Annotated in this window: 11 protein-coding genes; 3 read left to right on the top strand and 8 right to left on the bottom strand. The window is 72.3% G+C overall.

From position 1 onward, the window contains the following. The first annotated feature begins 39 nt into the window (after window positions 1-39). From GVL05_RS16035 to GVL05_RS16025, 3 genes are all read left to right on the top strand, one after another. Entirely contained in the window at window positions 40-1224 is a 1185-nt protein-coding gene (locus tag GVL05_RS16035) for an amino acid ABC transporter permease (protein WP_159573785.1), read from the top strand. Continuing rightward, the gene (locus GVL05_RS16030) at window positions 1224-1997 is read left to right on the top strand and encodes an amino acid ABC transporter ATP-binding protein (protein ID WP_131846160.1); all 774 of its coding nucleotides are present in this window, start codon (window positions 1224-1226) and stop codon (window positions 1995-1997) included. The genes GVL05_RS16035 and GVL05_RS16030 overlap by 1 nt, the downstream gene beginning before the upstream one ends. Before the next feature lie 65 nt (window positions 1998-2062). Further along, window positions 2063-3100: a transporter substrate-binding domain-containing protein gene (locus GVL05_RS16025; protein WP_159573784.1), complete on the top strand. Its 1038-nt coding sequence runs from the start codon at window positions 2063-2065 to the stop codon at window positions 3098-3100. Between the two features lie 442 nt (window positions 3101-3542). On the opposite strand, the gene GVL05_RS16020 is transcribed toward GVL05_RS16025, so the two are convergent. From GVL05_RS16020 to GVL05_RS15985, 8 genes are read right to left on the bottom strand one after another with little or no spacing between them, the layout of a single operon-like run. After that, a complete protein-coding gene (locus GVL05_RS16020) occupies window positions 3543-4763 on the bottom strand; it encodes an LLM class flavin-dependent oxidoreductase (RefSeq protein WP_159573783.1) in 1221 nt (406 codons plus the stop codon). Beyond that, a complete protein-coding gene (locus GVL05_RS16015) occupies window positions 4760-6406 on the bottom strand; it encodes an ABC transporter substrate-binding protein (RefSeq protein ID WP_235036021.1) in 1647 nt (548 codons plus the stop codon). The genes GVL05_RS16020 and GVL05_RS16015 overlap by 4 nt, the downstream gene beginning before the upstream one ends. Beyond that, window positions 6403-8040 (bottom strand): ABC transporter ATP-binding protein, encoded by a 1638-nt coding sequence (locus GVL05_RS16010; protein WP_159573782.1) that lies wholly within the window; start codon window positions 8038-8040, stop codon window positions 6403-6405. Before GVL05_RS16010 ends, GVL05_RS16015 begins: the two co-directional genes overlap by 4 nt. Then, the gene (locus tag GVL05_RS16005) at window positions 8037-8930 is read right to left on the bottom strand and encodes an ABC transporter permease (RefSeq protein WP_159573781.1); all 894 of its coding nucleotides are present in this window, start codon (window positions 8928-8930) and stop codon (window positions 8037-8039) included. The genes GVL05_RS16010 and GVL05_RS16005 overlap by 4 nt, the downstream gene beginning before the upstream one ends. Further along, the gene (locus GVL05_RS16000; protein ID WP_159573780.1) at window positions 8927-9901 is read right to left on the bottom strand and encodes an ABC transporter permease; all 975 of its coding nucleotides are present in this window, start codon (window positions 9899-9901) and stop codon (window positions 8927-8929) included. Before GVL05_RS16000 ends, GVL05_RS16005 begins: the two co-directional genes overlap by 4 nt. After that, window positions 9898-10920 (bottom strand): LLM class flavin-dependent oxidoreductase, encoded by a 1023-nt coding sequence (locus GVL05_RS15995; RefSeq protein ID WP_159573779.1) that lies wholly within the window; start codon window positions 10918-10920, stop codon window positions 9898-9900. The genes GVL05_RS16000 and GVL05_RS15995 overlap by 4 nt, the downstream gene beginning before the upstream one ends. Then, complete coding sequence (locus GVL05_RS15990; protein WP_159573778.1) at window positions 10917-12353, bottom strand: NtaA/DmoA family FMN-dependent monooxygenase; 1437 nt, start codon at window positions 12351-12353, stop codon at window positions 10917-10919. Before GVL05_RS15990 ends, GVL05_RS15995 begins: the two co-directional genes overlap by 4 nt. After that, window positions 12350-13555: an LLM class flavin-dependent oxidoreductase gene (locus GVL05_RS15985; RefSeq protein ID WP_159573777.1), complete on the bottom strand. Its 1206-nt coding sequence runs from the start codon at window positions 13553-13555 to the stop codon at window positions 12350-12352. Before GVL05_RS15985 ends, GVL05_RS15990 begins: the two co-directional genes overlap by 4 nt. Between the last annotated feature and the right edge of the window lie 18 nt (window positions 13556-13573).

Raw genomic sequence — 13573 nt, 5'->3', positions numbered from 1 at the left:
TGCGTTGTCCAGGCACCGCGACCCTTCTACGGTCGCGACATGACCGACACCAGAACGGGACTGCCCCGCGGCGCGACCAGCGCCGTCGCCGGCACCGACGGGGTCGACGCGACCGGCGTCGACCACGCGGCCGGAGCGCCGGACGCACCACGGGCCTCCCGGCCGACCGTCGCGAGCGACGCAACCGACGCAACCGACGCGACCGCCACGTCCGTGGACGCCGCCGGACGCGCCGCGCTCGACCGACCCGTCCTCCCGCTGCGGCACCCGCTGCGCTGGATCGCCGCGGCCGTCGTGCTGGTGGTGCTCCTGAACTTCGTCGAGACGCTGTTCACGAACGAGTCGTGGGGCTGGCCGGCCGTCGGGAAGTGGCTGTTCAGCCCGGCGATCCTGACCGGCCTGCAGCTCACACTCGTCGCGACGGCGCTGAGCGCGGTCATCAGCTTCACCGGCGGCATCGTCGTCGCGATCGCCCGGCTCTCGCACAACCCGGTGCTGTCCGGGTTGGCGTGGGGCTACGTCTGGCTGTTCCGCTCCGTGCCGCTCATCCTCGTGCTCGTCTTCCTGTACAACCTCGGGTCGCTGTACCCGACGATCGGCATCGGGATCCCGTTCGGGCCGCAGGTCGAGGTCACCACGGCCAACGTCCTCGGCGACCTGGCCATCGGGGTGATCGGCCTGAGCCTGAGTGAGATCGCCTACGCCTCCGAGATCGTCCGCGCCGGTGTGCTCGCCGTCGACCACGGCCAGCACGAGGCCGCGCAGGCCCTCGGACTCCCCCGACGTCGCCAGTTCGTGCGGGTGATCCTGCCGCAGGCACTGCGGTCGATCGTGCCGGCGTTCGTGAACCAGGTCGTCGGGCTGCTCAAGGCGTCGTCGCTGCTGTTCTACGTGTCGCTGCTCGACCTGTTCGGGGTGGTGCAGAACCTGTCCAGCACCTACCCGACCGACATCATCCCGCTGCTCGTGGTCGCGACGCTCTGGTACCTCGCGCTCACCAGCGCGGTGTCGGTCGTGCAGTACTACGTCGAGCGGTGGACCGCCCGCGGCTCGGTCCGGGCGTTGCCGCCCACGCCGTTCCAGCGGGTGCGGGCCGCCGTGCGTCGCGGTTCCGGACGTGGGTCGGGACGGCCTGGAGGCCCGGATCGCCCCCGGCAGACAGCCTCCGCTGAGCGCGGGGTCGCGTCCGGCCCCGCTTCCACCATCGACGACAGGACCATCTGATGAGCGCAGCGATCAGCATCCACGGAGCCGTCAAGGCGTTCGGCGACACGGTCGTCGTCGACGGCGTCGACCTGTCGTTGCCGTCCGGGAGCGTCACCGTGGTGCTGGGCCCCTCCGGGTCCGGCAAGTCCACGCTGCTGCGCGCGATCAACCACCTCGAACCGCTCGACCGCGGCGTCGTCACGGTCGGAGGCGAGACGATCGGCGTCCGGCTCCGGACCGGGCGCGACGGGGTCCCCCGCTACAAGGAACTGCCCGAGCGCCTGATCCTGCGGCAGCGATCACGAATCGGGTTCGTGTTCCAGCACTTCAACCTGTTCCCGCACCTGACCGCACTCGAGAACGTGGCCGAGGGGCCCATCGCCGCCGGGGTCCCTCGTGCCGTGGCGCGCGACCGTGCGGCGGCTCTGCTCGAGCGCGTCGGACTCGGTGACCGTGGCGACACCCGGCCGCGGCAGCTCTCCGGCGGGCAGCAGCAGCGCGTGGCCATCGCGCGGGCGCTGGCGCTCGAACCGTCGGTCGTGCTGCTCGACGAACCGACCTCGGCACTCGACCCGGAGCTCGTCGGCGAGGTGCTCGGGGTCATCCGGGGGTTGGCGGACACGGGCACCACGCTCGTCATCGTCACGCACGAGATCGCCTTCGCCCGCGAGGTCGCCGACCACGTCGTGTTCCTCGACCACGGCCGCGTCGTCGAGCAGGGCTCCCCCGCCCAGGTGCTCGACGATCCGCAGCACGCTCGCACGCGGGACTTCCTGTCCCGCGTCCGCTGACGCCGTCCCCTCGACGTTCCTTCTTCCCCTTCCACCTTCCCCTTCCGCCCGATCCCAGGAGAACCATGTCCCCCACCACCCCCGCACGCTGGCGGAACCGCGCCGGCGCCCTCATCCTCGCCACCGGAGTCGTCGTCGCCCTCGCCGGGTGCGCCACGTCGGCGTCCGCCGGCTCTGGCTCTGGCTCCGGCTCTGGCTCCGGCGCGTCCGACGGCACGGTCACGATCGGCGCCGCGTCGAACGGTGCCGCCACCGAGACGAAGGTCACCGTCGACGCGGACGAGAAGCTGCACGACGAACTCCCCGAGTCGATCAAGAAGTCCGGCAAGCTCGTCGTCGGCATCGGTGCGCTGCCGGCCGGGTTCCCGCCGCTCGCGTTCACCGGCGACGACCAGAAGACGCTGACCGGCTCCGAGCCCGACCTCGGTCGTCTCGTCGCCGCGAAGCTCGGCCTCGAGGCCCAGGTGCAGAACGCGACGTGGGACAACCTGTTCGTCGGGATCGACGGCGGCAAGTACGACGCCGGGTTCTCGAACATCACGGTGACCGAGCAGCGCAAGGAGAAGTACGACTTCGCCTCCTACCGCCAGGACAACCTCGCGCTGCAGGTGCCGGAGGACTCCTCGTTGGCGTTCGACGGCGACCCGTCCGTGCTCGCCGGCAAGACGGTCGCCGTCAGTTCCGGCACCAACCAGGAGCTCATCCTGCTCGGCTGGAAGGCCGACCTCGCGAAGCAGGGCAAGACGATCACGATCAAGTACTACCCGGACGGCAACGCCGTGAAGCTGGCGCTCGACTCCGGCAAGATCGACGCCTACTTCGGGCCGAACCCGACGGTCGCCTACCAGAACACGTTGAGCGCGGACGGCGCGAACCCCACGAAGACGGCCGGCACGTTCTCCGGCGCGGGCGGGGACCTGCAGGGGCTCATCGCGGCGACGACGAAGAAGGACAGCGGGCTCGCCGAGCCCATCGCGGACGCCATCGACGAGCTGATCGACGACGGCACGTACGCGAAGTGGCTCAAGTCGTACAACCTGTCGAACGAGGCCGTGGAGCACTCCGAGGTCAACCCCGAGGGGCTGCCGCTCGACGCGAGCTGAGCGGGGTCCGGGCGGGGTGGGCTCGGCTCGTCCGACTCGGAACGACTCCCTCGATGTCGCACGACGTCGAGGGAGTCGTTCTGTGCGCGCGCGGGTGGTCGGCGCCGATGCGGAACGACATCGTCGACGTCGCACGACGACCACGATGTCGCTCGTTGCGCGTGCATCGTCCGACATTCCACGAGGCGATCGACGCGTGCATCGTCGGAACATGCACGCGCACTCGATGCATGTGCAAGAGACGACGATCAACAGGTGGATCGTCGGAACATGCACGCGCACCGGCCGCACGCGCACCGACCCCGAACGACATCGTCGACGTCGCACGACGACCACGGTGTCGCTCCTTCCGCGCGCCACCGGTTGCACGCGCGCACGAACGACGAGCCCGATGTCGTGCGACATCGAGCTCGTCGTTCCGGGTCGACACGGACCAGTACGGTCAGCCCACCCCGGCACCCACGCCGGCACCGGCGCGCGCAGCACCGGCACCGGCACCGGCACCGGCACCGGCACCAGCACCAGCACCAGTACCACCACGCGCACCCCGCGCCGCCCACTCCGCCGCGAGCAGCTCGTACGAACGCACCCGGGCGTCGTGGTCGTGCGTGATCGTCGTCACCAGGAGCTCGTCCGCGCCGGTCGCCCGCTGCAGGACCTCGAGGCGGTCCGCGACGGCCGCGGCGTCGCCGACGAAGCGGGTGGCGAGCCGATCGGCGACCGACGCCGCCTCTGCCGCAGCGAGCGGCGCAGCACGTGCCGCGGACGGTGTCGGGTACTCGATCGCCCCGACGCCGGAACGGATCGAGTGCACCCACTCCGCGTACCCGAGCGACAGCTCCGCGGCCTCGACCTCCGTGCGCCCGACGACGACGTCCGCCGACACGATGACGTGCGGTGCGTCGAGCACCCCCGGGCGGAACGCGTCGCGGTAGGCCTGCACCGACGCCAGGACCGTGCCGGGCGACGTGTGGTAGTTCGCGCCGTACGGCAGTCCGAGTGCTCCGGCGACCCGGGCGCTCTCACCGCCGGTCGACCCGTGGATCCACAGTTCGACCGACGCTCCTGCTGCCGGCGGCGCCTCGACCACGGCGCCGTCCCGCGACCAGGTGCCGGCGAACAGCGCCCGGATGAGCGACAGTTCGCCCTCGAACCGGTCGACGTCACCGGGGACGCGTCCGAGCAGCTCCCCCTGCAGGGCGAACCGGCTGCCCGGTGCGATGTGGAAGTCGAACGGTGCGGGCACGAGCAGTCCGTCGACGACCTCGTCCGAACGGGGCGCGAGCGACGGCGGCTTGGGGGTGCCGGGTGCCGGCGCCCCGGAGCGGCCGAGCCCGAGGTCGATCCGCGGCCCGTACAGCGCCGCGAGGGTGCCGAAGGTCTCGGCGATCTGCAGCCCGCGGACGTTGCCGACGAGCGTCGCCGCACTGCCGACCCGGATCGTCGACGTGGCCGCGGCGACCGCTCCGATCACGATGGTCGGCGCGCTGCCCGCGACACCGGGGTTGAGGTGGTGCTCGGCGAGCCAGTAGCGGGCGTACCCGGCACGTTCCGCGGCGACGGCCAGGTCGACGGTGCGGTGCAACGCCGTGGCTGCGGACGCCCCGGCGGTGACCGGCACCAGGTCGAGCACCGAGAGCGGGACGGAGCGAGCGGCGCTCACGAGGCGTCCTTCCACGCGCCGGTCAGCTGGTCGAGCCGGGTGTCGGCCCCGAAGACGATGCCGTGCACGTCCGTCGCCGGCGCGATGATGCTGGTGAGTTCGTGCACCGGGACGAAGTCGACCTGGGACGCGATGCGCCGCTGGATCTCCCCGAAGGTGGCCGACCGGTCGGACGCCGACGACTGCGACAGTTCCTTGGTGAAGAGCGCGTCGAGCGTCTTGTCCGACGCACCGATCGACTGGGCACCCGAGCTGGAGAACTTCGACCGCAGGACGTCGCCGTCCGCGCGCGAGCTGTTGTCCCACGACAGGTCCCAGTCGCCGCTCGTCAGGTTGGCGAGGTACTGCGGCACGGTCCCGCTCTCGAGCGTGATGCCGACGCCGACCTTCCCGAGCTCCTGCTGGATCAGCTCGAGGGACGTCTGGTTCGGCCCGAAGTTCGTGATCCAGACGAGCTTGAGCTGCAGCTTCTGGCCGTCCTTCGCGCGGATGCCGTCCGAGCCCTTCTCCCAGCCAGCGGCGTCGAGCGCCTTCTTCGCTGCGGCGGGGTCGTACGCGGACGCACCCGACGACGTGGACGAACCCGACGACGTGTCCGCGTACCCGGGCGTCGTCGACCCGAGGACCGAGTCCGCGACCTTGAACAGGTCGTTCAGCGAGGTGTCGCGGACCGCCTTCGGGTCGACGGCCTGTGCGATCGCCTTCCGGACGACCAGGTCCGACACGATTGGCCGCTTCTGGTTGAACGTCAGACCGAACACCTGGCCCGGGTTGGCGCGGGTGACGAGGTCGTACTGCGCCTGCAGGGTGTCGACGTCGCTCGGCTGCACGCTGCTGATCGCGTCGAGCTGCCCGGACTGCAGGCTGCCGGTGCGGACGCTCGCCTCGGGCACGACCTGGAACGTGACCTTCGACAGGTGCGCTGCCCCGGAGCCGCCGCGGGCTGCGGGACCCCAGTCGTAGTCCTTTCGCTTCGTCAGGATCGTGGACGTGTTCTTCGTGTACGACTGCAGCGTGAACGGTCCGGTCCCGATCACGGCCTTCCCGTCGGCGCGGTCCTCGAACGGGGTCTCGGTGGTCTTCGGGGCGACGATGCCGAGGGCGACCGACGACGTGGCGTTCGGGAACGCGGCGTTCGGCGCCCCGAAGTCGACCTCGACCGTGTCGTCGTCGACGACCTTCGTCCCCTCGTAGCCGGAGAAGTACGCGGCGGCCGTGCTGGATGCGCCGGCCGAGGCGATGTCGTCGAAGGTGTCCTTGACGGCCGTCGCGTCGAACGCGGTGCCGTCCGAGAACGTGACACCGGAGCGCAGGTCGAACGTGAACGCGGTGGCGTCGGCGTTCGCCGAGTACTTCGTCGCGAGCCACGGCTTGAGCGAGCCGTCCGACGGGTCCTGCCAGAGCAGCGAGTCGACGAGCTGCCGCGTGATCGCGAGCGTGTCGTTGCCCGCGCCGGTACCCGTCGGGTTGAGCGTGATCGGGTCGTTCGCGATGGCGTAGGTGAGCGAGCCGCCGTCGACGGGCTTCGACGACGAGGACGTCGACGCGGTACCGCCCGATGAGCAGCCCGCCATGACCAGGGCCGCCGCGGTGCCGGCCGCGATCGCGGCCACCAGACGGAACGGGGTGCGGTGGGTGGTCATGAGACTCCTTCGGTGGTGGGGACGCGCCGGGATCGTCCCGGGATCGCGTCGAGCAGTGCGCGCGTGTACTCGTGCTGCGGGTCGTGCAGCACCTGCGCCACGTCGCCGTGCTCCACGACGCGGCCGCCCCGCAGGACGGACACCTCGTGCGCGATGCGACGGACGACGGCGAGGTCGTGCGAGATGAACAGGTAGGAGACGCCGAGCGTCGCCTGCAGCTCCGCGAGCAGGTCGAGGATCTGCGCCTGGACGGACACGTCGAGGGCGGAGACGGGTTCGTCGAGGACGATGAACGACGGGTCGAGTGCGAGCGCGCGGGCGATCGCCACACGCTGCCGCTGTCCGCCGGACAGCTCCGCCGGTCGACGACCGAGCACGGACGACGGCAGCGCGACGAGGTCGAGCAGCTCCGCCGCCCGAGCCGTACGGGACCGCCGGGTGCCGATGCCGAAGGCCGCGAGCGGGTCCGCGATCACCGCCCCCACCGACAGCCGCGGGTGCAGCGCCGCGTACGGGTTCTGCTGCACGATCTGCGCCTGCCGCCGGTACGCCCGCAGCGCGGCACCGCGGGCTCCGCCCACGTCGGCGCCGTCGAACCGCACGCTGCCGGCGTCCGGGCGTTCGAGTCCGAGCACGAGGCGCGCGGTGGTCGACTTGCCCGACCCGGACTCCCCCACCAGCGCCAGGGTGCGGCCCCGCTGGACGGTCACGTCCACCCCGTCGACGGCGGTCACGCGGTCGAAGGACTTCCGCAGTCCGGTCGCGACGACGAGTGGGTCGGGGCGGTCGGACGGGAGGCCCGTGGCAAGTCCCACGGACGCGGTCACGTCGTCGAGACTGGGCGCCGCTGCGATCAGTGCGCGCGTGTACGGCTCACGGGGCGCGCCGAGCACCTCGGCCGGGGTGCCCTGCTCGACGATCCGCCCCTCGGACATCACGACGATACGGTCGGCCCGGTCGGCGGCGACCCCGAGGTCGTGCGTGATGAACAGCACGCTCGTGCCCCGTTCGGCGACGAGCCGGTCCAGGTGGTCGAGGATCGTGCGCTGGACCGTGACGTCGAGCGCGCTCGTCGGTTCGTCCGCGACGAGCATCTCGGGGTCGCCGATCAGGGCGATCGCGATGAGCACCCGCTGCCGCATCCCGCCGGACAGCTCGTGCGGGTACTGCCGCGCGCGGAGCTCGGGACGGTCGATGCCGGCACGGCGGAGCTCCTCGACGGCGCGTTCCCGGGCCTCGGCGTCGGTGGCGAGTCCGTGGATCCGGAGCACCTCGGCGACCTGGGTGCCGATCCGCGTCACGGGGTTGAGCGACACCGTCGGGTCCTGCGGCACGAAGCCGATCCGGACGCCGCGCACGGACCGCACCTGGCGGTCGGTCGCGGTGACCAGGTCGAGGTCCCCGGATCCGTCGGCCGCCCCGGAGAGCCGCACAGTGCCTCCCGTCAGGTCCGCCGCTGCGGGCAGGAGCCGGAGGACCGCGTGCGCCGTCGTCGACTTGCCCGAACCGGACTCGCCGACGATGGCGACGCGCTCGCCGCGACCGACCTCGAGCGACACGCCGTGGAGCGCGGTGCGCGCGCTGCTCCCGCGGCCGTAGGTGACGGTCAGGTCCTGGATGCTGAGCAGGCTCATCGGACGGCCCTCCGTTCGGTGTCGAGCGCGCGGGCGACGCGGTTGCCGGCGAGCACCGTGACGGCGATCACCAGGCCGGGGATGGTCGTGAGCCACCACGAGGACGCGATGTAGTCGCGCCCGGTGGCGACGAGGGAACCCCACTCGGGCTGCGGAGGCTGCGCGCCGTAGCCGAGGAAGCTCAGGCTGGAGACGGCGAGGATCGCGGTGCCGAACTCGAGGGCGGCGAGCACCAGGACGGGACCGGCCGCGTTGGGCAGCACGTGCACGAGCAGCACGCGCCACCAGCGGTTGCCGTTCGCGCTCGCCGCCTCGACGTACGGCGCGGTGCGGACCCGGACGACCTCGGAGCGCATGATGCGGGCGATCGTGGCGATGCTCGCGACGCCGACCGCCACCGCGACGTTCACGGTGCCGAAGCCGAGCACGGTGACGATCGTCAACGAGAGCAGCAGGCTCGGGATCGCCAGTAGGACGTCGGCGACGCGCATCAGCACGGCGTCGACGACCCCGCCGACGAAGCCGGCGACGAGCCCGACGAGCGAGCCGCCGACCAGGCCGATGACGATCGCGAGGACCGCGGCCTGCAGCGTGAGCGCGGTGCCGTGCACGACGCGGGCGTACAGGTCGCGGCCGAGCTGGTCGGTGCCGAACCAGTGCGCGGCGTCGGGAGCGGTGAGCTTGGCGGCCGGATCGGCGGCGAGCGGGTCGTGGTGGGTGAGTGCTCCGGGCAGGAGCGCGGCGAGGACGACGAGGGCGAGCCAGACGATGGCGATGGTGAGCGTCGGACGGGCGACGAGCGCGCGGAGCGCTGTCGTGGTGCCGCCGGGGACGCGGTCGGTGGCGAGCGACGCGGGGCGGCCGATGGCGAGCTGCGTGGTCTCGGTCATGCGGGGACCGCCTTCGGTTCGGTGGTGCTGGACGGGGTGGTGCCGGCGACGACGACGCGCGGGTCGAGCAGCGGGTACACGAGGTCGACGACCAGGTTCACGACGACGAAGACCGCGGCGGCGAGCAGCACGATGCCCTGCACGACGGGGATGTCCTGCTGCAGCACGGCGGTGGCGGTGACCCGGCCGAGGCCCGGGCGGGAGAACACCGTCTCGGTGACGACGGTGCCGGAGAACAGCTGCCCGACGATGAGTCCCGTCACGGTGAGTGCGGGCAGCGCAGCGTTCTTGAGCGCGTGCCGGAGCTGTACCCGCCACCGTCCGGCACCCTTGGCGTACGCGGTGTCCACGTACGGCTCGCGGAGCGTGTGGACGAGGGACTTCGACAGCAGCTGGGCGATCGTGGCACCGGTCGGCAGCGCCAGGGTGATCGCCGGCAGGACGACCGACGCCTGGCCCTCGCCACCGAACGCCGGGAACACGTGCAGCCCGAACGAGAACCACTGCACCAGCAGCAGCGCGAACCAGAACCCGGGGACCGCCACGCCGATCGGGGGCAGCTGGAGCAGGAACTGGCCGAGGGCCCGGTTCCGGGTCCACGTCGCGAGGACCGCGATCCCGCCGCCGAACACGATCGCGAGCACGAGGCCGGCGACCGCGATCTGGGCGGTCGGCGCGATCGCTTCGCCGATGACGTCGGCGACCGGTCGACCGACGCCGATCGAGCGGCCGAGGTCGCCGGTGAGCAGGGCGCCGAGGTGCTGGACGTACTGCACGAGCACCGGCTGGTCGAGGCCGTACTGGTGCCGGAGCGCGTCGAGCTGCGCCGCCGTGACGTCGGTGGCGTCCGGACCGACCATGATGCGGGCCGGGTCGCTCGGCAGTACGTAGAGGACGAAGAACGAGATCGTCCACGCCGCCCAGAGCACGAGCACGGCCTGGCCGATGCGGGAGAGCACGTAGCGGGTCATGCAGCCACCGCCGTCCGGGCGCGCGTCCACCCGAGCGCCGGTGCGACCTTCGCCACGACGTCCGAGACGATCTGCTCGTACTCGTCACCGGCGAACTCGTAGGGCAGCTCGACCCGGAACTCGTCGACCTCGGCGAGCGTGGCGTGGTGCACGAGCTGCTCGACGATCTGCTCGGCGGGCCCCACCAGGTCGGCCGAGAACAGGGTCCGCCGCGGTCCCTGGGGCGCGGTCTGCCGTGCGAGACGGGACTCGTACCAGGTGCGGTACCGCTCGCGCGAGACCCGGTCGGCCGAGTCGGTCGGTACGACGCACCGGCCCCAGGCCACGCGGGGCGTTCGGCCGGTCGGCAGCGCGGCGCGGTACGCCGCGAGCTGGTTCCGCTGGGCGGTGCCGTAGTCGTCGGTGCCCTCGCCCGAGGTGAGGTTGCCGAGCAGCAGGTTGAGCCCGGAACTGCCGGCGAAGGAGGCCGACCGCAGCGACCCGCCGCCGTACCAGACCCGGTCGACCAGACCCGGCGCGTAGGGCTGCAGCCGGGGGCGCTGGAGGTTCCCGGGGCTCTGGATGACGGTGTCGTCCGCGCCGAGGAACGCGCCGCGCAGGTTCTCCACGAACCGGGAGACCCGCCCGTACCCACGGTCGAAGGCGCGCCAGTCACCGTCGAACACCAGGTCGCCGAGGATCTCGGCGTGCGGCGACCCGGTGGACAGCCCGACCTGCAGCCGACCGTGCGCCAGGACGTCGGCGAGCGAGAAGTCCTCGGCCAGGCGGAAGGGACTCTCCCACCCGATCGGCACGACGGCGACGCCGAGCTCGATGGACGTGGTGCGCTGCGACGCCGCCGCCAGGAAGACCGCGGCCGAGCCGATGCCGTGCTCGAGGTGCCGGTGCCGGACCCAGGCACCGTCGACGCCGAGCCGCTCCGCCGTGGCGAAGAGGTCGAGGGTGGCCTCGAGGCCGTCGACGGGGGCGTCGTCCTCGAAGTTGCCGGGGACGAGGATCGCCAGGCTGGAGATCGTCACGCGAGCACCCCGGCGGACGCTGCCGCACGCGCCGGACCCGCCCCAGCGGCCGTGCGTGCGGCGGCCGAACGGTCGCGGATCGTGCCGGGCAGGTCGAGCGTCTGCCGGAGGGTCGCCCCCTCGTCGTAGGACTGCCGGTAGACACCGCGCTCCTGCAGCAGCGGGACGACCGTGTCGACGAACTCGTCGAGGCCGTACGGGTTGGTGTGCGGCACGACGACGAACCCGTCGGTGGCGCGCTCCTGCACGTACCGGTCGATCTCGGCGGCGATGTGCGACGCCGTCCCGACGAACCCGCCGCGGGTCGAGGCGCGGATGACGAGGTCGCGGATGGACAGGTGCTCGGCCTCGGCGAGGTCCCGCCAGGACTGCACCAGGGCGGGGACGTCGCGGGTGTGCCGTGCGCGCCCGCGGGTGATCGCGGTGCCCTCGTAGTCGGGTTCGATCGTCGGCAGCGGGCCGTCGACGTCGTAGGACGACAGGTCGCGGTTCCAGACCTGCTCGAGGAACGCGATCGCCGTGGCCGGACTGACCTGGGCGCGACGGATGGCGTTCGACCGTTCTTCGGCGTCCTCCGCCGACGACCCGATCACGAACGTCGCGCCGGGCAGGATCTGCAGCTCGTCCTTCGACCGGCCGACCCGCTCGAGCCGCTCGGTCACGTCGCGGTAGAACGCCTGCGCGTCGTCGAACTCGGTGTGCAGCGAGAAGATCACCTCGGCGTTCGTGGCGGCGAGGTCGCGCCCCTCGTCGGAGTCACCGGCCTGCACGATCACCGGGTGCCGCTGCGGACTGCGGGGCACCGGGAACGTACCGGTGACGTCGAACTGCGCGCCGTGGTGGTCGACGTCGCGGATGCGCGACCGGTCGGCGAACACGCCGTCCGCCAGCGCGCCGCCCGCGGCGGTGCCGGCGACGACGGCGTCGGCCTGCCACGAGTCCCAGAGTTCGCGGGACAGCGCGATGAACTCGGCGGCGCGCGTGTACCGGTCGGCGTGGTCGAGGAACCCGCCGCGGCGGAAGTTCGCGCCGTGGAACGCGTCCGAGCTCGTCACGACGTTCCACCCGGCACGGCCGTCGGTCAGGTGGTCGAGCGTGGCGAGCTGCTTCGCGAGCTCCACGGGCTCGTTGAACGTCGTCTGCAGGGTGCCGACCAGACCGATGTGGTCGGTGACCCCGGCCAGGGCGGCCAGGACCGCGAGGGTGTTCGGGCGCCCGACGACGTCGAGGTCGTGGATGCGCCCCTTCTGCTCGCGGAGCCGCAGGCCCTCGGCGAGGAACAGGAAGTCGAAGAACCCGCGCTCGGCGTTGCGGGCGAAGTGCTCGAACGACGAGAACGCGATCTGGCTCTCGGCGCGGTCGTCACTCCAGATCGTGGTGTTGTTCACGCCGGGGAAGTGTGCGGCGAGGTGGACCTGACGCTTGGTGCTCATGCTGAGACCTCCACGGAGACGGAACCGGCGGGTGCGGACGCGTACCGGCTGACCGCCGGGGCGATGCCGAGCCGCGTACGCAGGTCGGCGGTGGGACGGGACGCCACGTCGGCGCGGAGCCCGGCGGTGACGAGGGCGGGGACGAGCTGCCTCGCGATGGCGGTGCTGTCGATCGGGATGCGCAGCGGGCGGAGCTGGACGCCGGCGAAGCCGAGGCCCCGAAGGTCCCCGATCAGCGACACGAGTTCGGGAACCGTCGTCGCGAGCACGGACGTGTCCGACCCGGAGCCGACGGCGTACGGGGCACTGGCAGCGGCGTCGAGCGCGGCGAGCTCGTCGGCCGCGGCAGCGGTCGAGGACCCGATCAGCACCGCGAGGTCGGCGAGGACCGGGCGACGGACGTCCGACCCGGCCACCTGCTCGAGGTGACGGACCTCGTCCAACAGGTCCCGCGCCTCCCGGCCCTGGTACCCGGGCGTGACCAGCACGACGTCCGCAGCGTCCACGGCGAACGCGGCAGCGTCGGCGCGGTGGGCCAGGGCGAAGACCGGCGGCCGGCCCTGCGGCGACCGCGGCACGATCGACGCGCCGTGCACGGACAGGTGACGGCCCGCGTACTCGGCGTTGTGGATCCGGTCGCGGTCGATGAACCGGCCGGTCGTGACGTCGCGGATGATCGCGTCGTCGTCCCAGCTGTCCCAGAGGCGCGACACGACCTCGGCGGCTTCGCGGGCCTCGTCGAACAGCGTGGCCGCGTCGTCGCCGCCGGGTCGACGACCGAACAGGGCCGCCTCGCGGGTCGTCGGGCTCACCTGGATCCGCCACCCGGCTCGCCCGAGCGAGACGTGGTCGAGGGTCTGGAGGCCCGTGGCGACGTGGAACGGCTCGGTGTGCGTCACCGAGACGGTCGGCACCAGACCGACGGCGCGGGTCGCGGGGGCGACCGCGTTCGCGACGAGGAGGGCGTCGAGCCGTCCGACGACGGTCGTGGTGTCGAGGTCGTGGTCGGCAGCCGTCGGGCCCGCGGTGAACGAGTCCTCGATGGTGACGGCGTCGATGCCGAGGCGGTCCTGCTCGACGACGACGTCGCGCCAGTGCCGGAGGCTCGACAGGCGCTGCGCGGCCGGGCCGGCGACGCGCCAGGCGGCGGGGTGCCAGCCGGCGCCCTGCAGTGCGGTGACGAGGGTGATGCGGTCGGGCATGGCAGTCCTCCTAGTGGG

It is taken from the genome of Curtobacterium sp. 18060 (genome assembly GCF_902706105.1).
Classification (GTDB): Bacteria; Actinomycetota; Actinomycetes; order Actinomycetales; family Microbacteriaceae; genus Curtobacterium.
The sequence above is the reverse complement of the archived record's forward strand: the minus strand, read 5'-3'. Positions and strand labels throughout refer to the sequence as shown.

Excerpts from the sequence above, each read along its gene's own strand:
- GVL05_RS16035 (WP_159573785.1), top strand. The coding sequence starts at position 40 with ATGACCGACACCAGAACGGGACTGCCCCGCGGCGCGACCAGCGCCGTC.
- GVL05_RS16030 (WP_131846160.1), top strand. The coding sequence starts at position 1,224 with ATGAGCGCAGCGATCAGCATCCACGGAGCCGTCAAGGCGTTCGGCGAC.
- GVL05_RS16025 (WP_159573784.1), top strand. The coding sequence starts at position 2,063 with ATGTCCCCCACCACCCCCGCACGCTGGCGGAACCGCGCCGGCGCCCTC.
- GVL05_RS16015 (WP_235036021.1), bottom strand. The coding sequence starts at position 6,406 with ATGACCACCCACCGCACCCCGTTCCGTCTGGTGGCCGCGATCGCGGCC.
- GVL05_RS16010 (WP_159573782.1), bottom strand. The coding sequence starts at position 8,040 with ATGAGCCTGCTCAGCATCCAGGACCTGACCGTCACCTACGGCCGCGGG.
- GVL05_RS16005 (WP_159573781.1), bottom strand. The coding sequence starts at position 8,930 with ATGACCGAGACCACGCAGCTCGCCATCGGCCGCCCCGCGTCGCTCGCC.
- GVL05_RS16000 (WP_159573780.1), bottom strand. The coding sequence starts at position 9,901 with ATGACCCGCTACGTGCTCTCCCGCATCGGCCAGGCCGTGCTCGTGCTC.
- GVL05_RS15990 (WP_159573778.1), bottom strand. The coding sequence starts at position 12,353 with ATGAGCACCAAGCGTCAGGTCCACCTCGCCGCACACTTCCCCGGCGTG.
- GVL05_RS15985 (WP_159573777.1), bottom strand. The coding sequence starts at position 13,555 with ATGCCCGACCGCATCACCCTCGTCACCGCACTGCAGGGCGCCGGCTGG.